Raw genomic sequence first — 21,264 nt, forward strand, 5'->3', positions numbered from 1 at the left:
CTCCGTAGTAAACTCAAGTTTTACAACATTGGAGGAAACAAATGAAATTATTGAGCCAACTGGGAGTTAATAATGTTCAAAAGACTATCGATAAGTTTTACTCGTTTGAAGTTCTTTAGACCCATAAAATACCCCTTATTGGCCACAAGATTATTCCGAAGGGTAATAACATCCACTTCTCTCGGATCTGAGAGCAGAAAAACCTTGAGGGCCCTTTTGGCATTTTCAAAGGCAACTCTCTCCGCAGGAGGACCATATTTATTACGGTCCGAGTTGAGGGCATGTTGAACGGATAAGTATACCACCACTGTGCTTAACTCCTTAATCCTGCTCCTAAAGGTGGTTTCAGTTTCATTAATCTGTCTCTTTAGTTCGGCTTTCTCATCATAATACTCACGTAAAAACCGTAGAAAAATCTTTCCTACGCGGTCAAGTTTCCGTTCTAGCTCACCCACCCTTTTTTCTAGTTCATCTAAGAGCTCAAATATTGTAACCGATGGAAGATCTTTAAGTTCTAGATATTTGTCATAAATCTCCTGAACCTTATCTGCTGGAACTTGTAGCTCCATAACCACTTCAACCGGAGACTTTCCTTCCTCAAACCGTCTAAAAACAGCCGCTTCAAGTTCCCCCTCACTCTTAAATCTCCCTAACTCAAGTTCCTTTTTAATCTTAGAAACATAGGATCGGGTAACGCCCAGTTTATTCTCTATCTCCGAAGGAGTCTTCCCCTCACGCAAAAGTTTTATTATTTCGGCCTTTTTGGATTTTCTGGTAGCATTACCCGACATATTAGCACTTACGTTGTCGATGCTTAAATATTTTTTGCAGAATGCATTCTGATGCCCACAGGGAAATTATAGGCACGTGCGGTATAGTATAATGCCAGGACTCATCACACACCCAGGAGGGTGAACAACCCAATCAACAGTATTATTACATTTATAGCCGTTTTAAGCCTCCCCCTGTCCGCGATCCGGTTCACATGAGTGCCTAGATAAACGCCGGGAACCGTTCCGAGGATAAGGGTTCCTGCAAGACCGTAATCAACCCCCCCAATGCCCGCGTAGTTCAGAAAACTGAAGGCAGAGAGCGCAAGCCCGTAGACTATCGTAACCCCAACCACATCCTTTGGATCGAGCCTGGCAACGTTCATCAGGGTGAAGCTAACTATGACCCCCGCTCCAACTGATGTGAATTGGACGGTCAAACCCACAATAAATCCAAGGAGATAAACGTATACCCACCTCGGCCTCACAGGAACATGGAATTCGCCCCTAAGGAGGCTTAGAACCGCGCTGACAATGAGTATTGTCCCGAGTAACAGGGTAAGGTGATCGTTGAGGGCGTTTCTGTCTATCTCACGGAGGATCATTCCTCCCGAGATTATCGCGGGAATGCTTCCTACCAAAAGACGGAGCACTATGTCATACCTTATCTTTCCTTTCCTCCTGTGAAAGAAAATGCCGAAGACCCTCGTGACGGTGGCGTAGAGCAGGTCGGTTCCCACGGCAGTTAGGGGCTCCACGCCGAGGAAGATTAAGGAAGGGGTCATCAAAGCCCCGCCACCGACCCCCGTTAGGCCCACGAGAAAACCGACGAGAAAGCCCAGCCCAACGAAGGTCAGCGGATTCAATGTCCTACCCTCCGGTTCACGGCAGGTAGCCGAGCTCCCTGGCCTTCGATATTACTGCCTCGACCTCTTCTTCTGGTGTCATTTTGGAGCTGTCCACAGTAACCTCTGGATTCTCGGGCTCCTCGTAGACGCCATCGTAGCCGGTGAGACCCTTTATCTCGCCCCTCAGGGCTTTGGCGTACAACCCCTTCGGGTCGCGCTGAATCCTGACCTCCAGCGGGGCGTAGACATAGACCTCGATGAAGTTTCCTATCTCCTTCCTCGCGTACTCCCTGACCGCTTTGTAGGGTGAAATCAGTGAAACTATGGCTACCACACCGTTCCTGCTGAGGAGCTTGGCCATGTGGATGACAACGCGGTTGTGCATCTCCCTCGCTTCCTTTGAAAAGCCCAGCTCTGGATAGAGCGTTTTCCTTATGGTGTCCCCGTCAAGTATCTCAACGCGATAGCCCATCTCCCTGAGCTTTCTGGCGAGCTTAACGGCCAGAGTAGTCTTTCCGGCACCGCTCGGTCCCGTGAGCCATATTGTAAAGCCGTTTTCAAGGTTCTTCAGCCCATCCATTCCACCCACCTCGTTTCAGCCGGGTTGATTGGAATGTGGAATATTGAAAGTCAGAGGATGCTCCTCCCGTGCATTCCCGCGAGAGGCTCTTCTATGCCGAAGAGTCTGAGCATGGTCGGGGCGAAGTCATAGATGGTCAGTTGCGTTGCTTTACTCTCGTCGAAGCCCGGCAGGTACATTGAGAACACTCCGAACTCGGAGTGATTGGCATCGTCGGGCCCGGTATCGTTCTCGGGCAGGTAGTTGCTTGGATGTCCAACCGTTCCGGCGGCACGCCAGTTGAGGTTGTCGAAGTAGACCATTATGTCCGGCTTGCTTCCCTTTGTCACCGGGTAGATGTCCTCCGGGTAGAACACCTTAGTGTCCCACTTCTCGCCGTTCGGGCCGCGTATTGACTTTATCTGCTCGGCAACCTCGTCCCTCACCTTCTCGAACCTGGAGAGGGGTATCTTTCCTTCCTTCTCCCTACCGAGCACGTTGAGGAAGACCCTTGAGTAGTAGCCGCCCCAGCCCCAGGCAGTCGTTTCTTTCCAGTCCACTTCGAGGCTCTCGAAGCGCTTGACCTTTCCGTCGTGGAGAACCTCGGGGTTCCTGACCTTCAGCAGGCCCTCCTCGGCCAGCCACTGGTTCACCGCGAAGTTGCCGTGCATGGCCTTTATTCCGTGGTCGGAGACTATAAATACTGCCGTCTCGTCGAGGTCCACGAGCTTGAGCGTCTCGCCTATCTCCCTGTCCAGGAGCCTGTAGTAGTCCGGAATGACGTTCTCGTATTTGTTCCCCTTCCCTGGGTAGAGGTGGTGGTTCGGGTCAAAGTAGCGCCAGAATGCATGATGAAGCCTGTCGAGGCCAATCTCGACGAAGTGGAAGTAGTCCCACTCCTTCTCGCTCAGGAGATAGCGGATTACCTCGAAGCGCTTCTCCGTCATCTCCCAGATGCCGTCCCTAACCTCGTCTTTGGCCTCTCTCCTGAAGGGAACGTCGAAGATGTACTCGCCAACCAGGCGCTCAATCTCACCCTTGAGCTCCTTTGGGTAGGTATAGTCAACGCTGGCATCCGGCGTTATGAAGCAGCTCACGAGGTGACCGTTTATTGGCTTTGGCGGGTATGTCGGCGGGACGCCAACGATTATCGACTTCTTTCCCCGCTCGCCGAGGTAGTCCCAGAGAGTCGGCTCCCTGACCTTCCTGCTGTGGGCTATCCAGTAGTCGGTGTATGAGTGGCCGGTCCTGTGCCTGAAGCCGTAGAGACCGAGCTCACCCGGCGTCTTTCCGGTTACCATCACCATCCACATCGGGATGGTTATCGCCGGGATTCCCGTTTGCATCGGGCCGTAGACCGACTTTTCAAGGAGCCTCTTCACGTTGGGGATGTCGTCGATGAAGCGGTTGAACAGCAGCTCCGGAGGGGCGGAGTCGAGGCCTATGACGAGCACCTTCTTCGTCCGCTCCATTCCCTCCTTAACTTTCCTTTCAAACTCCATTTCCTTCACCTCAGGTACTCTTCAACGATTTTAAGAGCGTCTTCGATTTTATCCCTCTCGCAGACGCAGCCGAGGACTTCTCTCTTGCCGCCGGCGTTAGTTTCGAGTGCCTTAATGCGTTCGATGACCTCGGCCATGTTTATCCTCTCCGCTTCCTTCCCGGAGATTCTGAAGTACAACTGGGCCTTTCCGTGGAAGTCCTCGTTGATGACTATCGCGCCTGAATAGCCCAGCTCCCACACGAGCTTCCGAGCGACCTTCGAGATTATGTTGAATGGGCTCTCGAAGTGAACGATAGCGAAGCCGTTCCGCTCCTCGGCGTTTGAAACTGCCCCCTCGATGGCCTCCCTTATGGCTTCTGCCTTCTTCACCCACGGCTCGTATTCGAGGAGCTCCCTAACGGGGTGGTTCAAAAGCACTTTAACGGCTCCCTCAACCGCCTCCCGATCCATGGCGATGTAGTTGGAGTCTATGAGCTCGACGAGCCTCAGAGCCTCTTCCCGCGAGATTCCCTCTTTCCCTAGGAGCTCCTTAACCTTCTCCAGCTCAAAGGCCTTCTCGCCCACATCCCCAACGACGCCGAGGGCGCTCCAGGCGTTCCATATTCCGAAGTGCTCCGAGACGACGAGGGAGTTAGCCGGCCAGTACTCCCCCTCCAGCGAGGGGTTCACCTGCTCCACGAGCGGATTCTTGATCCTCGGCTGGGTGTGGTGGTCGATGAAGAGCGTCGGAACCCTGACCTTCTCGACCTCCTCCGGAACGTTGAAGTCAAGAACGTAGAGCCTCTCGGTCCTCTCAAGGGCCCTCCATATTCTCTCGTCGAAGCTGAACTCACCTATCTGGGCCGTCATGTTGGTGAACTCCTCCAGAGAGAGCGCCCTGACCAGCAGGGCCGCCGACGCTATCCCATCCGTGTCCCAGTGGTGGACGATTAGATTCACCTAACTCACCCCACAAAAAATAATGAAATCACTCCACGAAGGGATTCTCAAAGCTCCTCACGACCTCGAAGACTTCTGGGCGCATCATGTACTCCGGCGGCTGTTCTCCAGTCATTATCATCTTTCTGAGCTTAGTGCCACTTATGTGGACGTGGAATTCTTTGTCATGGGGGCAGATCTTCGCGTTGACCATGCCGCCGCACTTCCTGCAGTAGAAGGACTCGCGGATGAACATCGGGGTTATTCCCAGGTCCGGGAACTCTCCAAAGAGGTCCCATGCCTCGTAGGGGCCGTAGTAGTCTCCAACGCCCGCATGGTCCCTTCCGACTATGAAGTGCGTCGCACCGAAGTTCTTCCTCATTATCGCGTGGTGAATGGCTTCCCTGGGCCCAGCATAGCGCATCTCGTAGCGGACGGTCGCTAGCGTCGCAGCATCCTTAGGATAGTAGTGCTCGAAGAGCGTCTCATAGGCCTTGATTATGACTTCGTCCCTGTAGTCGCCCTTCTTCTTCCTTCCGAGAACAGGGTTGATGAAGAGGCCATCGACGAAGGTAAGGGCAGCTTTCTGGACATACTCATGGCCGAGATGGGGCACGTTTCTGGTCTGGAAGGCAACTATCGTCTTCCACCCGCGCTCCTTGAAGAGAACCCTAGTCTCTACAGGCCTGAGAGTGTACTTGGCGAAGGGGTTCGGGAGCTCGTTGAGGAGCTCTATCTCCCCACCGACGAGGTAGTCCCCCATGTTCATGACCCTGGCGACTCCCGGGTGGTTGAGATCATCTGTCTTGAAGACCTTTACCGCAAATTCCCTCTTGTCGTAGGTGTAAATCTCCTCCACATGCATCCTCGCTATCGGCAGATCGTCGTAGTACAGCAGTATCGCATCGCCTTCGTCGAAGGTCTTCTCCCTCACGTCGAGCACTATCGGAATCGTCCAGGGCGTGTCGTCGCTCAGGCGCATGTGATCGAGGACGCTCTCGAAGTCGTCGCTCGTCAGGAAGCCCTTGAGCGGTGAGTAAACGCCGTGGGCAATGTTCTCAAGGTCTATGGCCCTTCCATGCTCAATCTGGACGTGGGGGTATTCTTTCTGCTCGCTCAGAATCCTCTCACGGGTTCTCTCGGCAACGAGCCTTCTGACGAGCCTTCCGCCGTGCGGCTTTGAAACCATGGTATCACCTCAAAAAGGAAAGACCTCAGTCAAGGTAACCGAGGGCGCGAAGCCTCTCCTTGACCTTCTCTTCCTCCTCCTCGGTGAAGACTTCCTCCTTCTCCTCCTCTTCGAGGCTCGCCAGAACCTCGCGGAGGACGTAGGTGACGTAGTCCGAAACCGAAGTGAATCCAGTGCCCTCTATCCTGACCTTAATCTTGTCGTAGAGGGGTTTGGGTATGGAGACGGTGGTGTATTTCTTCTCCTCAGCCATCGCAAACACCTCCAGTCTTAATGATATTTAATTACATTTAATTAAACGATGAGCAGGGAATATAAAGATTTCGAAAAATAAGTGAAACTTGGAACATTAACCCCCGCTACCAGTACCAGATAGTACATCCGAGATCCGGAAGACCCCCCTGTCAAGTACTGCTCTTCTCTGGGTGTAAATGTATCTAATAACAACGCTTCCGTTGATGTCTACAGGGAGAACGAACTCCTCCTTCCCTTTAACACCGTACCACTTCTTGAACAGCAGCGTGCCGTTATCTAGATATCCATAAATTCCAATTCCCGTCCCGGTGTTGTTGGTGAACCTGAGCAGAACGGATCCGTTTTCCGAAGTAACAACCACGTTTGGATGCTCAAACCGGAATATCTTGATATACCCGCCGTCCGAATAAACCTCCGTGAAGTTTGGATGGTCATTCGTAAACATCAGCTTGGCGAGGGGTGTCTCAAAGGCTTTCCCGTTCATCAACACGGCGTAGCCATAGTTGAGGTTAAGGTAAACGTAGGCATCGGCGTTCGGCTTGCCTGTGAGAGTCACATTCTCCACGGATTTCCCTCTCTCAACGAAGACTTCGCGGGGGATCAGTATCGCGCCACCAGTGTTAACCTGGACACTCCAGGAGCCCTCTTTGGGAACTGCCATGATGGAGTAGGGTCCCGCTGAGAACAAAAGCATTCCTCCCATGGATGACACTAGCGGCATAGGTACCATCGCATACTCTCTGGGAGAAGCGTCTGCCGTCTCAAGTACAGCCTCAAACTTCATAATGGTATCATAGGAGACTATGACGTAATCTACACCCAGATTCATGAGATCTTTGTTTGTTTTAATCCCGAGATAGTATTGAGCCACCCATTTACTGACTCCTCCCTGGGCTACAGGCGCTCTCCCAGCGAAGTAAGTGACCCAGTGCCCCTGGTCCCACCACGTCAAAACTATATCATTTATATTTGAGTGCTCCCCGAGGTAGGTAAGGGCGTTATCCCATCCTTCATTTGTAATTGGTCTTATTCCTTTTGTTGTCCAGAAGCCTTGAAACGCAGTTGTGAGGGGAATTGAAAGTAGAATGATGGTGAGGACAACTGTGCCAAATTTTTTGGACTCGACTTTTGGTGATGTCATCTCGTATGCCCTCATGAGTCCTATTCCAGCCATAACTGCGACTGCAAGTGAGCCAATAAAGAGGAACCTCGTCCACAATATCACCATGGGAATTGCAATTAACGCCAGCCCTAGGAGTACAAAGTCTCGTATTGTTGTCTTTCTAGGAAGGAACGTCAGGAAGAAGGCTGGCGTAATGAAAATAGCTATTCCATATGCTTTCCAGAGATCGTTGAGTGTTGTTCTTTGGGTCTCCACAATTTCCCATGTTGGAAACAGCTCTTTTACTAAATTGTCTATTCTTCCATAATACTTGATCCCAATCCAGAAAAAGATGATAACTCCAATCCCAACGATTATCGCTTTTTGTTTCGTCTCTTTTATAAATCTTGAAAGAATGAACAGCAGGATTATTGCTACAATGGAGCTGGGAACTGCATACTTCAGATATACCAGGAGAAATGCATCCTTGATGAACCCGAACTGAAGCCCGAACTCCTCAGCAAACTTCTGTCCTAACCACTCTGTTTCTCCGACCATGCCGTATCCAAAGCGTCCTCCAAACGCATTGGCTAGAATCGCTCCAACAATCGTGGCAATTACGAGCATAATAGCATCGATAAATTCTCTCTTTCTTTCAAGCAAAAATGCTCCAACTGCAAGGAAGAGGGCACTGCCAAGCAGAAATCCGAATATCGGGTAATACGCCTGCCAGAAGATGGCGGAGAAACCACTAGCGAGGGCAGGTATTAGGTAGAACACTAGCCTCTTGTATCTCCATTCCTCACTCTTCTTGGAGAGTGCTAATGCAATCCCAAACAGCGCCACACTGTACCAGAAGAGCATGTAGTTGTCTCCTCTGTAATAGCCTGCCATCGAGCGGAAGACGTGGCCGAAAAGAACCGCCAGAAAGAACGCCGAAAGAAAAGCCTCCTTTTTCCCATAGAGTTTCAGCATGACAAGATACGTGAATACTACGGTAAGAACCCCAAAAATAACCGGCGTTATTCTAAATGAGTTGTAGAGGGAAACCCCAAAGACCGAGAGAAACTTGTAAACGTAAGCCGGGGTCATCCAGAGGCCGAGGGGATGGAAGTGATGTATCTGGAATCCCCAGGGTCCAGTGGCGTAGGGGAAGAAATTCACCCACTCCCCCTTCTCCAGCGCATACCTGATGTAGGCTAAGTGAAAATACGGATCATAGCCGAGGAGGTACTTAAATCGCATCGGGAGGAGTCTAATGGCCGAAGCTATAGCGATGAGAATCGGGAGGGCATACTTTGGGGTTAATATCAGCTCGTAGGCTTTCAGCAGCTTTGCCTTAACCTCTTGAACTTCCATCCTCCCTCACTCCCCCCTCTGTATCTTGGCGTGCCCTCCAACGAGGCTCTTTCTCAGCTCGAGGTTCCTTATCTCGCACTTCTCGTCGATAATGGAGCGCCATATCGTGGAGTTCCTTATGACAGTGCTCCTGAAGACTATGGAGTCGCTTATGTCGGAGTTCTCTATGACGCAGTCCTCACCGATGTAGGCGTAGGGACCGATCATCGACCGTCCTAGTATCTTTGCCCCCCTCTTTATGACCACCGGCGGGATTATCTTCGCGTAGGGGCTTATCTGGATCTCCTCCACGTGACTCTCCTTCAGGAGCGTCTTCAGGGCCTCTAGATAGCTGTCCGCACTTCCTATGTCATACCAGTACTCTGAAAAGCGGTAGGCCCTTATCTCCTCCCCTTTTCCGAGGAGCCACTGGAGGAAGTAGCCGGGGGAGTCGCGGTTTCCGTTGGAGAGGTACTCATCTATGCGCTCCATAATCCCCTTGGGGAAAACGTAGACGCCGGTGCTCACGAGGGTTGATCTCGGCTCGGCGGGCTTTTCCTGGAAAGAGATGACCCTCTCCCCCTCGAGAACCACGACACCGTAGCGCTTGGCCAGCTCCAGATCGCCCACATCGTAGACTGCTATGAGCGTCTTCCCGTCGTAAGAGTTCAAGAATTCCCGCAGTGAGAACGAGAAGAGGTTGTCTCCGGCTATGACCAGGTAGTCGTCGGGACCGAGCTCATCCAGCGCCTTTTTCAGCGCTCCTATGGTTCCGAGCTTCTCATCTTCGTGGAGGGTCTCCTCGACTATCATCCCGACGCCGTATTTTTCGGCGTACGGCCTGAAGTGAGCCTCAAAGAACCGATTGGTTGATACGTACGTCTCCAGGCCTAACCCATCGACCTTTTCTAGGATGTACTCCAGTATCACCCTGTCCCCGACGGGGAGAAGGGCCTTTGGGTTGTCCTTCGTTATTGGCCAGAGCCGGGTTGCGTAACCTCCCGCCATGATTAGAACTTTCATTCCTCCCACCTTACCAGTTTTCACGCTGAAAATGATACGCCCAAATGTATTTAAATTATTTCGTTTCATCAAGGGTGGTGGTAGGAATGAAGGTTCTGGTTACGGGCGGTGCAGGGTTCATAGGCTCCCATCTGGTTGACAGGTTAATGGAAGATGGTCACGAAGTCAGGGTTCTCGATGACCTGAGCGCTGGCACCCTCGACAATATGAAGCGCTGGTTGAATCACGAGAGGTTTGAGTTCATAGAGGGGGATATGAGGGACGCTGAAACCGTTGAGAAGGCCGTTGATGGAACGAGGTTGTTTTTCACCTCGCCGCAAATCTGGAGGTTAGAATAGGCTATCAGAGCCCGGAACTGCTCTACGAGACCAACGTTTTAATAACGTATAACCTCCTGAACGCCATGAAGGATTCCGGCGTTAAATACCTCGTCTTCACCTCCTCATCGACCGTCTACGGGGACGCCTCCACATCTTCGAAGCGTTTAAGAAGGAGAACAAGCGGGTCGACTTCTACAACCTCGGCAACGACGACTGGATAACCGTTAGGGAGATAGTCGAGATAGTCAGCGAGGAAATGAAGCTAAAGCCTGTCTTCAGATTCACCGGAGGCGTCGACGGCGGCCGCGGCTGGAAGGGCGACGTCAAGTTCATGCGCCTGAGCATAGAGAAGGCGAAGAAAACGGGCTGGAGGCCAAAGCTTGACAGCTATGAGGCCGTAAGAAGAACGGTTGGGGAGCTCCTGCAAACGGCTAAGGCAGAAGAATAGTGAGGAGCACCATGCGAAAGGGGCCGGAGTGAAGTTCCACTCCTTTCAAACCGTCCCCTACAATTGTAGCCTCACGTTCCGTTATGGTCCATGAAACCACTCGGGTCCGGTTTGTCTTGGGGTGAAGCTTTCGCTTCAGTCTCTTCCGCACAGCACTCCTCAAAGGCTTATAGGTGCTTTAACTATATAAAGCTTTGCTTTTATCTAGTGCAAAATTTTTTAGCAACTTTTCGAAATAACTTCAAGAAACCATCGCCTCAATACAGATGTTGCAGTTTTATGAAGGATTGAGGGCCTCACTCAGCGTGCAGACGTGGTTCCACACTTCGGAGTTATCCCACAGCTTACCGAAAACTTTTTAAATCCTCCCGGCTCCCTAATTTCGGACGCGCCCCGGTGGTGTAGCCCGGTCAATCATGCGGGACTCTCGATCCCGCGACCCGGGTTCAAATCCCGGCCGGGGCACCAAAATCCTTCTCGTGGGCCCGTGGCTCAGCCTGGTCAGAGCGCCCGCCTGATAAGCGGGAGGTCCGGGGTTCGAATCCCCGCGGGCCCACCAGAAAACAAACTTTTGCAGAGTTTGATCAAAAGGTCGTGATTCTTTTCTGAGATGTTTCTTTGAGAGGGTTTGCCTTTTTGAATGTGCTTTTCAGTTAGGGATTCCTTTTGAGGTTGCCTTGTTTGAGTGGGTTTACTTCCCCCGCGCTCCGTTGGAGCGCTTTAATGGTTTAAACCCGCGTTTTTGAGGGGTTTTGAATCGTGAATTCCTGCTTATAAATGCCTGCGGGGAGTACAAACATTCTCAAGTTGCATCTTTGATAAGGAATCACAAGCTTTGATAAAACTTTTCGCCAGAAAAGTTTCTTTGGTGAAGCTTTTTTCAAAAGCCTCAGCGCTGGCGGAAGGTTTGCGTATAATTCTAAAGGCACTGTTCTTCAGAGATTATAAGACAGAAACTCCAGGTTAATATCCGCCAACAAATTTAGACTCTAGTCTGCTCAAGTCGACTAGACCATAAGGTTTTTATTCTGTTTGAACAGACTAGACTGTGGTGAGGGTCTTGGACGAGAAATTCCTAGAAACTTTTGTGAGACGCACCGTTGATACCGCAGATAAAGCCCTCAAAAAGTACGCTTTTGCTCCCAATGGGGAAAAACGCCCAGAACGAAAGCTCCTCCCAAAACTGTCTCAAGAGGTTGAGTCTTTTCTTCAGGGTGGAGAAAATCGGGTTCTTGTCCTCTACGGCCTCCGCGGTGTCGGGAAGACAACGATGCTGGCTCAGATTTACTTTGACCTTTTATCTAGAGTCCCCCGCGAGCGGCTGATTTACCTCTCCCTGGACAGACTCTATCCTTTAGGCATCAGTCTAAACGACTTCATAATGGCCTATGAGCGCCTGATTGGCGAGAGGGTGGAAGAGTTTAGTGCGCCTACCTTCCTGTTCATCGACGAGGCCCATTACGATAGGAACTTTGGGACCACGGTGAAGGCACTTCACGACTCCGCGAACAACCTGATGATAATCGTTACAGGTTCTTCTTCCCTCCCATTGAAGCTCGACCCTGACCTAACACGCCGCGCCAAGAAGCTCAGAGTACCACCGCTCACTTTCACTGAGTACCTCCTCCTGAAGAAGGGAGTTCACATTCCGGAGAAGTTAAGTGATGCCCTGAAAGACGCTTTTCTTACCTGTAATTTTACCGGAATCGAAAGCATACTGGGCGACGTTCTCCTGAAGTTCAGCGAGAAGGATGTTGAAGACTATCTCGTTCATGGTTCTCTGCCCATCTACCTGAACTCCGAAAATCCCCTGGAGGATGCTTATGAGATTCTCCGGAAAATCATCGAAGTTGACCTCAGATACGAGGGGCTGAGTGAAACAACCCGCGAGAAGGCCCTCGGCCTGCTCCTCCTGATGGCTTCCGGGGAGAGCCTGACCTATGACACAATCACATCAACGCTTGGAGTATCCAGGGATGCCGTGGCCAAACTCCTGGAGAAGCTCGAAGACCTTGAAGTGATATTCCCCGTCAGGGCCTACGGCTCTATAGGCAAGGTCGCAAGAAAGACTCCCAAATACAAGTTCCTCGCCTCAATACTCAGAAGCGCGGTGCTCTATGAATTTGGCCTCTTTGAGAGGGACAGTAAGACAATGGGCATGCTCCTTGAGGACGTGGTGGCGTTCTACCTGCACATCTTGGCAAGGGAAAAGCGACTCCGCCTTCACTACGATGCCCAGAAGGGAGGGGCCGACTTCATCTTAAGTGGAAGGAAAATAGGCGTTGTCGTTGAAGTTGGATGGGGGAAGAAGGGAATTAGACAGGTTCTCAGAACTATGAAAAAGACCGACCTGAACTGTGGTGTGGTCGTCCATAACGGAAAGCTCGAAAACAAAAATGGCGTGTGGTTTGTCCCCCGTGAACTGTTCCTCCTGATGCTTTGAGCTTTTTCGTAGTTCCCTTTATCAACCTGTATGAGAGGAGGCTAGTGTTGCTAAGATTTGGTTAAGTCCCGCAATCCTATATACATCTTTGGACACCCCCATAATGGGGGACCTCTCATTTCTCCGAGAAATTGCCCACTGGAGTAAACCTCCAGAGGGAGGGGGCGGGGCCCCCAATACTCTAAAAAAGGAGGGTGCAGGGGCGAAGCCCTGCATTCCACCATATCAAGATGAACGATTGTGCAGTATCGTAAGTTCCACCCCCTGTAACTAGTTACACCCCTTTAACTTCTTTCTGAAAATTTTATTGAGATCCTGACTGGACTAGTCAGTAACCGGAGAAAATTACTGACCAGAGATGACCCAGAGAAAGGTTTATAAGTCAACCCCCGCAATGCCCACCAGTGATTAAAAACCACCTTTCTCGGAGGTGTTCGCAGTGGAAGCCAAGTTCGAGATACCCGTATGCACATCATGCGGAAAGGAGATAACCCCAAGGGAGCACGCCACTCACTTCGTCTGCCCGAACTGTGGCGAGGAGATAATCTGGCGCTGCGAAAGCTGCAGGGTCCTAAGCGTCCCCTACAAGTGCCCCAAGTGCGGCTGGGAGGGGCCGTGAAAGTTAGGAGGTGAAAAGAATGGCTGACTTCAACCTTGTTGGCGTTATAAAGGTCATGCCGACCGACCCCGAGGTCAACCTCGACGAGCTCGAGGAGAAGCTCAAGGCCGTCATCCCCGAGAAGTTCGGCCTCGCCAAGGTCGAGCGCGAGCCGATCGCCTTCGGTCTCGTCGCCCTCAAGTTCTACGTTCTCGGAAAGGACGCCGAGGGCTACTCCTACGACGAGGTTACCGAGCTCTTCAGGCAGGTCGAGAACGTCGAGAGCGCGGAAGTTGAGACCGTTTCGAGGATCTGAGGGCTCCGCCCTCTTTTTGACATTAATTCCCACTCAACTGTTCTGTTAAACTCCTAAAAGAGAAAGAGTAGGATTCAGAGCCCCAAGCTCAAACTCAGCTTCGGCCTCTTCCACTCGTCCAGAACCGAGCGAAGCTCCTCGTTCTCCACCTTGGAGTAGAGCTCGTCAAAGCGCTCCTTGGCCTCCTCATCTCCAGCCTTCCACCGCGCCAGCTCCGCGATAGCCCTGAAGAAGTAAGCGGTGTCGTCCTCGAAGAGTTCCGCAAAGGACTCCATGTTCTCCGCGACAACGCCGTAGGAACCCTCGTTGAAGAGCCCCTCGATGAAATCAACCAGCGTGTCGAAGACCAGGCCAAAAATATCGTCGCTTACATTGATAGCCTTGACGAGAGCGTCCCGTATAGCTCTGAAGGCCTTCTCGTACTCCTCCCTTCCGGCGAATATCTCCGCCTCCACCAGCCTGGCGTTTATCTCAATCTCGTCCTCCCTAGGGCTCCTGAGAACCTCGTTTATCAGCGCCTCGGCCGCGTCATAGTCTCCGAGCTCGTACCTGAAGTGCGCCAGATCGAGGAGGCTTATCATGTGGTTCTTCTCATCGCCGAGCCTCTCGAAGATGTCCCTAGCGCGCTCCATCAGCTCTATCGCCCTCTCTGTGTTGCCCATCTCGTCGTAGTTCACAGCCATGTTAGCCAGCGTGAGCGCTATCTCCCTCTCGTTCTTGAGAACATCCTCCTCGAGCCTGAGCAGCTCCTCGTAGGTCTCTATCGCCTTCTCAGGCATGCCGAAGTGCTCGTAGGCGTCGGCCAGGTAATAGAGAGCAGTCGCGTACTCCTCGGGCTCGGCCTTCTTGGCCTCGGCCACTTTCCTGTAAAGGCCTATTCCGGCCTCGATGTCGTCTAGATGGGCGTAAACGTGGGCAATCTCGTGGAGCAGGTCGTAAGGGTCTTCGCACTCAACCGATACTTCCCCGAGCCGCTCGAGTTCCCTTTTAAGTTCCTCCTCGCTCTCGATTGAATCAATGTAATCATCAAAGAGCTCCAGCAGTTTCTCACAGTTCTTCTCGGCTAGGGCATTCTCCCATTCGACTTTAACGTCGGCCATTTCTTATCACCGGACTTCGGTTGGCTGGACGAGTTAAAAAGGTATGGTTGTCGGAAGCTGTGTTTTATAGTCAAATATTGATTTGGCATTTTGTATTGATGACAATCATTTGTCGATACTTGTTTTAATGGCTCCCTGCGTTGTCAGTTTGTCTGTCTAATTATCAACGAATATCTGTCAAATCTGTCATTTAGCACCAAATTGTGGGGGAATTTCGCAGGGCTGACTATTAGTTCAAGGGGAATGGTTATATCCTGCGTTTGTTTCCCTTGTTATTGGATAAATTATCCAGGTGAGCAGTATGGAGATAGTGAAAAAGGATGTAATCCATGAGTACGCGGGCTGGAGCAGTCTGGATGTTCTGGAGAACGCAAACCGCTATCCCGGTCCGACCGGCTTCTTCGCCTACGTGATGGAGGAGGCATTGAAGGAGAGCATCTCGCTCGTCCCAAAGGAGGGCAGGGAGGCCCACTTCTCGGGTGACGTTTACATCCACAAGCTCCCCTACAGCCTCTACATTCCCTACTGCACCGGCCACAGCACGGCGCGGCTCCTTGAGACGGGGCTGAAAACGCCGACGATAGTTTCTCGGCCTGCCAGGCACTTCGACACCTACGTTGACCACATTGCGAACTACCTCATAACGATGCAGCACTACTTCAGCGGCGCCCAAGCCCTGAGCTCGGTCGAATGGTACGCCGGGCCCTTCATCAGGAGAGAAAACTTCGACAGGCGTAAAATCAGACAGCAGATTCAGCGATTGGTTTACAACCTCAACTACCCGAGCAGGGTTGGAATGCAGACGCCTTTCACAAACTTCACCGTAACTTTAGACGCTCCGAAGAAGATGCTCGAAGGGGACCACGCGGTCTACGCTGGAGAGAAAGTCGAAGCACTCGGCGAGTACGAGAGGGAAGCGAAGGAGTTCCTTATCGCTCTAACCGAAATCCTCCGCGAGGGCGATGCACTTCGCCAGCCATTCACCTTCCCTATTCCGACGCTGATGGTTACAGCCAAGATGCTCTGGGACGACCCGGAGGTCTTTGAGGCTGTTTTTAAGACCGCTTCAAAGCGCGGGAGCTTCTACTGGTTGAACACGAACGTCGTAGACCCAGACGCGAGCTACGCGATGTGCTGCCGCCTAAATATCGACAAAAGTGAGTTTATGTACGCTTTTGGCTTCAATGCAGAAGATACCAAAGAGCAGTGGCTTAAAGAAGTTGAGAGGGGGCGCTTCGGTGGGCTCTGGGCGATGCCCGACGTCACCGGCTCGGTGAACGTCACCACCGTGAACCTCCCGAGGCTGGCTTTAAAGGCCAACGGCGATGACGATAAGTTCTGGGAGGAGTACGAGAAGGTTCTTGACGTTGTTAGAGCCACAACCGACTGGTTCAGGGAGCGCTACGTGAGGCTGATTACCTCTTACAGGCACATGTACAGCATGATTCACACCTACCTGAAGGAGTTCCCGGGCAGCCACTTCAACACCGTCGGAATCCTCGGCCTTCCCGAAGCTGCTTCGATTTACCTCAACGAGCCCAACCTCTGGGAAGAAGGCTCAAGAAGGGAGTGGATGAAAGCGGCGGAGCTGATGAAGGAGATGGTCGAGTTCGCGACGACAAAGGCGAGGGAGTGGATGCGCGAGAGCGGGACGCCCTGGAACGTTGAGGAAGTACCCGGTGAGAGCGCCGCGGCGAAGCTCGCTATAAAAGACCTGCATGAGTTCCGGGAGCTTGAAGGGTACCTCAGCGATCCGGAGAACCCTATTTACTCGACTAGCATAGCGCCCTACTACGGTTCCCTCGAACTGGCCGACAGGATAAGGGTCGAGGAAAAGGTTCAGAGGAGCTTCACGGGTGGAGTTATGATGCACATCTTCCTCGGCGAGGAGCCGGATCCGGAGGCGTTAGCCAAGCTCACGAAGAGGCTCATGAGGACGGAGCTCGTCTACTGGAGCTACACCCCAGCGGTTACTGTCTGCAACGAGTGTGGACACTCGACGACCGGTCTGCACACCCACTGCCCGCGCTGTGGAAGCGAGAACGTTGAGGTCTGGAGCAGGATAATTGGATATTACAGACCGCTCAAGAACTGGAACCCCTTCAGGAAGAAGGAGTTCTGGACGAGGAGGCACTACTCCTCATGATTTCTTTTCTGGGGTGGTCCTATGCTCACGAGCGGCTGGAAGAGCGTCAGCATGGTGGACGTCCACGGCAGGGTAACCTTCACGCTCTGGCTCTGCAGGTGCAACCTTAAATGTCCGTTTTGTCACAACTGGCGTATAGCGGAAGGCCTTGACTGCTTCACCCTCGATAGAAAAGCCCTTCTTGACGAGCTTGAAGCGAGTTCCTTCCTAGTGGACTACTTCCACGTCACCGGAGGGGAGCCACTGATGCAGTGGAGGGAGCTGAGTTCGCTCTTCGCTGAGGTGAAGCTCCTCGACGTGCCGGTGAGTTTGAACACGAACCTAACCCTCATTGGTCCGCTGGAGAGGTTTTTAAAGGCCGGCCTCGTTGACCACATAGCGACGGACCTTAAAGCACCGCCCGAACTCTACGGTCTCCCCGAAAAGCCCGCAAAAAAGCTCTGGGAGCTCTTCCTGAGGGGCCTTGATGTGGTTTCCGACTACGGGGTTCCGCTGGAGCTGAGGATTCCTGTGGCGAAGGGCCTAAACGCGTGGCCCTACGTCGAAGAGGGGATCAAAAGGGCCAGCACTAACTTCTACGTCGTCCTGAACCCTCTCGTGGGAAAACCTCTGACCAACCCGAGGGACGAGGAGTGGTGTTCCGCCCACTGCTGGCCGGACGGAGAGGTCAAGGAACTCAAGAGAAAACTCGAAGAGCTCGGCGTCGAGGTTCACGTGAATCAGTTTTTCGAGTTCCCCAGTGGACATACGGGCGGAAAAATTCCCGGCCGGGCTTAACCGGCCCTCTCTTGACTTCCTTAGCCATTATAATGTCCTCATTACTCCCAGAAGCTGACCGAAAATTTTATAAATAACCTAAAGGAACCATAAACCGGAAACACTAATTGTAACTAAAACTCCTCCGTCGACAAAAACAAAAAAGGGCGGAGGTGAGCGGAGATGGCCCAGCTCGCTGGACAGCCGGTTGTTATTCTGCCTGAGGGAACCCAGAGGTACGTTGGAAGGGATGCCCAGAGGCTTAACATTCTGGCTGCTAGGATTATTGCTGAAACCGTCAGGACCACCCTCGGTCCGAAGGGCATGGATAAAATGCTCGTCGACAGCCTCGGAGACATCGTCATCACCAACGACGGTGCCACCATCCTCGACGAGATGGACATCCAGCACCCGGCTGCCAAGATGATGGTTGAGGTTGCCAAGACCCAGGACAAGGAGGCCGGTGATGGAACCACTACCGCCGTCGTTATCGCTGGCGAGCTCCTCAGGAAGGCCGAGGAGCTCCTCGACCAGAACATCCACCCGAGCATAGTCATCAAGGGTTACGCCCTGGCCGCCGAGAAGGCCCAGGAGATACTCGATGAGATAGCCAAGGACGTCGACGTTGATGACGTTGAGATGCTCAAGAAGGCCGCCGTCACCGCCATTACCGGAAAGGCCGCCGAGGAGGAGCGCGAGTACCTCGCCAACATCGCCGTCGAGGCCGTCAAGCAGGTCGCCGAGAAGGTCGACGGCACCTACAAGGTCGACCTCGACAACATCAAGTTCGAGAAGAAGGAGGGCGGCAGCGTCAAGGACACCAGGCTCATAAGGGGCGTCGTCATCGACAAGGAGGTCGTTCACCCAGGCATGCCGAAGAGGATTGAGAACGCCAAGATCGCGCTCATCAACGAGGCCCTCGAGGTCAAGGAGACCGAGACCGACGCCGAGATCAGGATCACCAGCCCGGAGCAGCTCCAGGCCTTCCTCGAGCAGGAGGAGAAGATGCTCCGCGAGATGGTCGAGAAGATCAAGGAGGTCGGCGCCAACGTCGTCTTCGTCCAGAAGGGTATCGACGACCTCGCCCAGCACTACCTCGCCAAGTATGGCATAATGGCCGTTAGGAGGGTCAAGAAGAGCGACATGGAGAAGCTCGCCAAGGCCACCGGCGCCAAGATCGTCACCAACGTCCGCGACCTCACCAGCGAGGACCTCGGTGAGGCCGAGCTCGTCGAGCAGAGGAAGGTCGCCGGCGAGAACATGATCTTCGTTGAGGGCTGCAAGAACCCGAAGGCGGTCACCATACTCATCAGGGGCGGTACCGAGCACGTCGTCGACGAGGTCGAGAGGGCTCTCGAGGATGCCGTCAAGGTCGTCAAGGACATCGTCGAGGACGGCAAGATACTCGCCGCCGGCGGTGCTCCTGAGATTGAGCTCAGCATCAAGCTCGACGAGTACGCTAAGGAGGTCGGCGGCAAGGAGGCTCTCGCCATCGAGAACTTCGCTGAGGCCCTCAAGGTCATACCGAGGACCCTGGCAGAGAACGCCGGTCTCGACCCGATCGAGACCCTCGTGAAGGTCATAGCAGCGCACAAGGAGAAGGGACCGACCATCGGCGTCGACGTCTTCGAGGGCGAGCCGGCCGACATGATGGAGCGCGGCGTTATAGCGCCGGTCAGGGTCACCAAGCAGGCCATCAAGAGTGCCAGCGAGGCTGCCATAATGATCCTCAGGATCGACGACGTCATCGCCGCCAGCAAGCTCGAGAAGGAGAAGGAAGGCAAGGGCGGAAGCGAGGACTTCGGTAGCGACCTTGACTGAAGGCGCTGGATTTAGCTCTCTTAACTTTTCTCATTCCTAATTCTCCAAGCTTTTAGGTTCCTGTGACCCCATAACAACAGTTTTTTAAACGAGGTTTCCTCTTCTGGATGACCAAACTGGAATTGGAGGGAGTCCTTGTGAGGGTCATAGGCGTCGACCCTGGAACCAAGAGCTTCGATGTCATAGGCCTTGAGGACGGAAGGATAAAGCTTGATTTAACCTTTCCGAGCGAGGTTGTTGCGGAGGATCCAGGAAGGATAGTAAAGGCCATCGAGGACTTCAACGCCGAGGTCATAATCGGTCCCTCTGGCTACGGGGTTCCGCTGAAGCACATAAGCGAGCTGACCGAGAGGGACCGCTTCGAGATGACGCTCGTGAGAGAGGAGGAAATGAAGGAAATCCCCGTTCTCCTCGGCCTCCAGGAGATGGTCGGCCAGATGGCCGAGAAGGGCATGAACGTCTGGTTTATTCCTGGGGTCATTCACCTTCCGACCGTCCCGGAGTGGAGGAAGTACAACAAGGTGGACATGGGGACGGCGGACAAGATGGCGATAACCGTGCTCGGCATCTACGACCAGGCGAAGAGGCTTGGACTTGAGTGCAGCGAGGTTTCCTTCGTCCTCCTCGAGGTGGGCTTCGGCTACAACTACGCGGGGGCGGTGAAGAGAGGAAAAATCGTTGACGGCATCGGCGGGACGATATTCCCCGGCCCGGCGTACGTGAACAGCGGTGCCCTCGACGGAGAGGTCGCCTACCTGATGGGAAGGATAAAGAAGTGGCACCTCTTCTGGGGAGGGGCAACGGTGATAGCGGCCAACGAGATACTCCCGCCTGAGGAGTTCGCCAAGCGGCTCGACGAGAAGCCCTTTTCAAAGGCCTGGGAGGCTATGAAGGACGGCTTCATTAAAGCTGTTGCCTCAGAACTTGCCGTCGTTGGGAAGGCCAGGGAGATAATCCTCTCCGGCCGGTTGATGCGCATAGACGAGCTGAGGAAGGACGTGGAGGATACCTTCGAGGAGCTCTTTGAGATTTCGATCGTCAGGCAGAGGGGCCTTGAGGGCAGGGCCAAAGAGGCCGCCCAGGGAAGCGCCATAATCGGCGACGGCCTCGCTGGAGGTCAGTTCAGGGAGCTCGTGGAGCACGTGGAGATAAAGAAGAGCCGTGGAAGCGTCCTCGATTACGTAAAGCTCCCGCTCGATGTTTAAGGTGACTGGTGGGCGTTCTCTATCTTTTCAACCTCTTCCCCCAGCCTCTTGAGCTTCCCCTTGAAGCGCCTTACCTGGGAGTTGGCAATTCCAACTATTCTCTCGATGTAGGCCTCATCGACCCAGAGCTCCCCATCGGTACCGAGCGGAACGTCCATCCTCTCGGTGGAGCGTATCTCAACGAGGAGCTTCTTGTGGCTCACGCTCTTGATGTTCGAGTACTTGAAGCCCAGGCCGATGGCGAGGTTGAGCAGTTTTACAGCGTCCTCCATGGTTCTCGCCCCGACGTGAAGAATCGGGCTCCTGATCAGGAACCAGAGCTGGCCCTTTTCGTGTCTCCCGATAGCCTCAAGGACTTCCTCGACTTTGACGGTTCTGTGCCACTTGCCGAGCCAGACCGAGTTCACCTTGTCTCCGAAGTGGGGCATCTCCATGACCGAAATCCTGCCCGAGCACGAGGAGGTGGTGAAGTAGTTCTCAAGGGAGTTTATTTTATCGAGCAGTGGGATTATGTCATCATCCACCTTGCCCTCGGCTAAGGCCCGCCTGAGGCCTTCCATCGCCCTCGCCTTCTGCTCATCGAAGTTCTTGGTGTAGAGGAACAT

General features: G+C 53.1%; 18 protein-coding genes, 2 tRNA genes and 1 pseudogene. 10 read left to right on the forward strand and 11 right to left on the reverse strand.

Features of this window, described 5'->3' with window-relative positions:
- Positions 1 to 47: 47 nt before the first annotated feature.
- From A3L10_RS09665 to A3L10_RS09705, 9 genes are all read right to left on the reverse strand, one after another.
- Complete coding sequence (locus tag A3L10_RS09665) at positions 48 to 791, reverse strand: V-type ATP synthase subunit I domain-containing protein (protein ID WP_088867415.1); 744 nt, start codon at positions 789 to 791, stop codon at positions 48 to 50.
- A gap of 104 nt (positions 792 to 895) precedes the next feature.
- Complete coding sequence (locus A3L10_RS09670; protein ID WP_088867416.1) at positions 896 to 1,636, reverse strand: sulfite exporter TauE/SafE family protein; 741 nt, start codon at positions 1,634 to 1,636, stop codon at positions 896 to 898.
- 16 nt (positions 1,637 to 1,652) lie between these two features.
- A complete protein-coding gene (gene cysC / locus A3L10_RS09675; protein WP_232460979.1) occupies positions 1,653 to 2,198 on the reverse strand; it encodes an adenylyl-sulfate kinase in 546 nt (181 codons plus the stop codon).
- Positions 2,199 to 2,248: 50 nt separating this feature from the next.
- Positions 2,249 to 3,679, reverse strand: a complete 1,431-nt coding sequence (locus A3L10_RS09680) for an alkaline phosphatase family protein (protein ID WP_088867417.1) — start codon at positions 3,677 to 3,679, stop codon at positions 2,249 to 2,251.
- A 5-nt stretch (positions 3,680 to 3,684) separates the two neighbouring features.
- The gene (locus A3L10_RS09685; protein WP_088867418.1) at positions 3,685 to 4,620 is read right to left on the reverse strand and encodes a DHH family phosphoesterase; all 936 of its coding nucleotides are present in this window, start codon (positions 4,618 to 4,620) and stop codon (positions 3,685 to 3,687) included.
- Positions 4,621 to 4,648: 28 nt separating this feature from the next.
- Entirely contained in the window at positions 4,649 to 5,788 is a 1,140-nt protein-coding gene (sat, locus tag A3L10_RS09690; protein ID WP_088867419.1) for a sulfate adenylyltransferase, read from the reverse strand.
- A gap of 25 nt (positions 5,789 to 5,813) precedes the next feature.
- A complete protein-coding gene (locus tag A3L10_RS09695) occupies positions 5,814 to 6,041 on the reverse strand; it encodes a ribbon-helix-helix domain-containing protein (protein WP_088867420.1) in 228 nt (75 codons plus the stop codon).
- A 96-nt stretch (positions 6,042 to 6,137) separates the two neighbouring features.
- Positions 6,138 to 8,504 (reverse strand): STT3 domain-containing protein, encoded by a 2,367-nt coding sequence (locus tag A3L10_RS09700; protein WP_088867421.1) that lies wholly within the window; start codon positions 8,502 to 8,504, stop codon positions 6,138 to 6,140.
- 6 nt (positions 8,505 to 8,510) lie between these two features.
- Positions 8,511 to 9,506 carry a sugar phosphate nucleotidyltransferase gene (locus A3L10_RS09705; protein ID WP_088867422.1) on the reverse strand — a complete coding sequence of 332 codons (996 nt, stop codon included), beginning with the start codon at positions 9,504 to 9,506 and terminating at the stop codon, positions 8,511 to 8,513.
- A gap of 86 nt (positions 9,507 to 9,592) precedes the next feature.
- Here A3L10_RS09705 and A3L10_RS10400 point away from each other — a divergent pair.
- From A3L10_RS10400 to A3L10_RS09735, 6 genes and pseudogenes are all read left to right on the forward strand, one after another.
- Positions 9,593 to 10,274 (forward strand): annotated as a pseudogene (locus A3L10_RS10400) (SDR family NAD(P)-dependent oxidoreductase).
- A gap of 390 nt (positions 10,275 to 10,664) precedes the next feature.
- A tRNA-Glu gene (locus A3L10_RS09715) sits at positions 10,665 to 10,742 on the forward strand.
- A gap of 13 nt (positions 10,743 to 10,755) precedes the next feature.
- A tRNA-Ile gene (locus A3L10_RS09720) sits at positions 10,756 to 10,833 on the forward strand.
- Positions 10,834 to 11,325: 492 nt separating this feature from the next.
- Complete coding sequence (locus A3L10_RS09725; RefSeq protein ID WP_232460981.1) at positions 11,326 to 12,717, forward strand: ATP-binding protein; 1,392 nt, start codon at positions 11,326 to 11,328, stop codon at positions 12,715 to 12,717.
- A 439-nt stretch (positions 12,718 to 13,156) separates the two neighbouring features.
- On the forward strand, positions 13,157 to 13,336 hold the full coding sequence (locus A3L10_RS09730) for a zinc finger domain-containing protein (protein ID WP_012572828.1): 180 nt from the start codon (positions 13,157 to 13,159) through the stop codon (positions 13,334 to 13,336).
- Positions 13,337 to 13,355: 19 nt separating this feature from the next.
- Positions 13,356 to 13,631 (forward strand): elongation factor 1-beta, encoded by a 276-nt coding sequence (locus tag A3L10_RS09735; RefSeq protein ID WP_088867424.1) that lies wholly within the window; start codon positions 13,356 to 13,358, stop codon positions 13,629 to 13,631.
- Between the two features lie 74 nt (positions 13,632 to 13,705).
- Here A3L10_RS09735 and A3L10_RS09740 read toward each other — a convergent pair whose 3' ends face one another.
- Positions 13,706 to 14,731 (reverse strand): tetratricopeptide repeat protein, encoded by a 1,026-nt coding sequence (locus A3L10_RS09740; RefSeq protein ID WP_088867425.1) that lies wholly within the window; start codon positions 14,729 to 14,731, stop codon positions 13,706 to 13,708.
- A 301-nt stretch (positions 14,732 to 15,032) separates the two neighbouring features.
- Between A3L10_RS09740 and A3L10_RS09745 the strand changes: the two genes are divergently transcribed.
- From A3L10_RS09745 to A3L10_RS09760, 4 genes are all read left to right on the forward strand, one after another.
- On the forward strand, positions 15,033 to 16,877 hold the full coding sequence (locus tag A3L10_RS09745) for an anaerobic ribonucleoside triphosphate reductase (RefSeq protein WP_198362071.1): 1,845 nt from the start codon (positions 15,033 to 15,035) through the stop codon (positions 16,875 to 16,877).
- Positions 16,878 to 16,898: 21 nt separating this feature from the next.
- Positions 16,899 to 17,654, forward strand: coding sequence for an anaerobic ribonucleoside-triphosphate reductase activating protein (locus A3L10_RS09750; RefSeq protein WP_088867426.1), 756 nt, complete (start codon positions 16,899 to 16,901; stop codon positions 17,652 to 17,654).
- Between the two features lie 162 nt (positions 17,655 to 17,816).
- Complete coding sequence (thsB, locus tag A3L10_RS09755; protein ID WP_088867427.1) at positions 17,817 to 19,454, forward strand: thermosome subunit beta; 1,638 nt, start codon at positions 17,817 to 17,819, stop codon at positions 19,452 to 19,454.
- 137 nt (positions 19,455 to 19,591) lie between these two features.
- Entirely contained in the window at positions 19,592 to 20,659 is a 1,068-nt protein-coding gene (locus A3L10_RS09760) for a DUF1464 family protein (protein ID WP_088867428.1), read from the forward strand.
- Here the strand turns inward: A3L10_RS09760 and taw3 are convergent.
- Positions 20,656 to 21,264 carry a tRNA(Phe) 7-((3-amino-3-carboxypropyl)-4-demethylwyosine(37)-N(4))-methyltransferase Taw3 gene (gene taw3 / locus A3L10_RS09765; protein ID WP_088867429.1) on the reverse strand — a complete coding sequence of 203 codons (609 nt, stop codon included), beginning with the start codon at positions 21,262 to 21,264 and terminating at the stop codon, positions 20,656 to 20,658. The two genes, A3L10_RS09760 and taw3, sit on opposite strands and share 4 nt — an antisense overlap.

The sequence above is a fragment of the Thermococcus radiotolerans genome, assembly GCF_002214565.1.
GTDB lineage: Archaea > Methanobacteriota_B > Thermococci > Thermococcales > Thermococcaceae > Thermococcus > Thermococcus radiotolerans.

What these genes read in the sequence shown, in the direction of transcription:
- A3L10_RS09750 (WP_088867426.1), top strand. Translation starts at nt 16,899, where the DNA reads ATGCTCACGAGCGGCTGGAAGAGCGTCAGCATGGTGGACGTCCACGGC.
- A3L10_RS09695 (WP_088867420.1), bottom strand. Translation starts at nt 6,041, where the DNA reads ATGGCTGAGGAGAAGAAATACACCACCGTCTCCATACCCAAACCCCTC.
- A3L10_RS09735 (WP_088867424.1), top strand. Translation starts at nt 13,356, where the DNA reads ATGGCTGACTTCAACCTTGTTGGCGTTATAAAGGTCATGCCGACCGAC.
- taw3 (WP_088867429.1), bottom strand. Translation starts at nt 21,264, where the DNA reads ATGTTCCTCTACACCAAGAACTTCGATGAGCAGAAGGCGAGGGCGATG.
- A3L10_RS09700 (WP_088867421.1), bottom strand. Translation starts at nt 8,504, where the DNA reads ATGGAAGTTCAAGAGGTTAAGGCAAAGCTGCTGAAAGCCTACGAGCTG.
- sat (WP_088867419.1), bottom strand. Translation starts at nt 5,788, where the DNA reads ATGGTTTCAAAGCCGCACGGCGGAAGGCTCGTCAGAAGGCTCGTTGCC.
- A3L10_RS09705 (WP_088867422.1), bottom strand. Translation starts at nt 9,506, where the DNA reads ATGAAAGTTCTAATCATGGCGGGAGGTTACGCAACCCGGCTCTGGCCA.
- thsB (WP_088867427.1), top strand. Translation starts at nt 17,817, where the DNA reads ATGGCCCAGCTCGCTGGACAGCCGGTTGTTATTCTGCCTGAGGGAACC.
- A3L10_RS09745 (WP_198362071.1), top strand. Translation starts at nt 15,033, where the DNA reads ATGGAGATAGTGAAAAAGGATGTAATCCATGAGTACGCGGGCTGGAGC.
- A3L10_RS09740 (WP_088867425.1), bottom strand. Translation starts at nt 14,731, where the DNA reads ATGGCCGACGTTAAAGTCGAATGGGAGAATGCCCTAGCCGAGAAGAAC.
- A3L10_RS09665 (WP_088867415.1), bottom strand. Translation starts at nt 791, where the DNA reads ATGTCGGGTAATGCTACCAGAAAATCCAAAAAGGCCGAAATAATAAAA.
- cysC (WP_232460979.1), bottom strand. Translation starts at nt 2,198, where the DNA reads ATGGATGGGCTGAAGAACCTTGAAAACGGCTTTACAATATGGCTCACG.
- A3L10_RS09680 (WP_088867417.1), bottom strand. Translation starts at nt 3,679, where the DNA reads ATGGAGTTTGAAAGGAAAGTTAAGGAGGGAATGGAGCGGACGAAGAAG.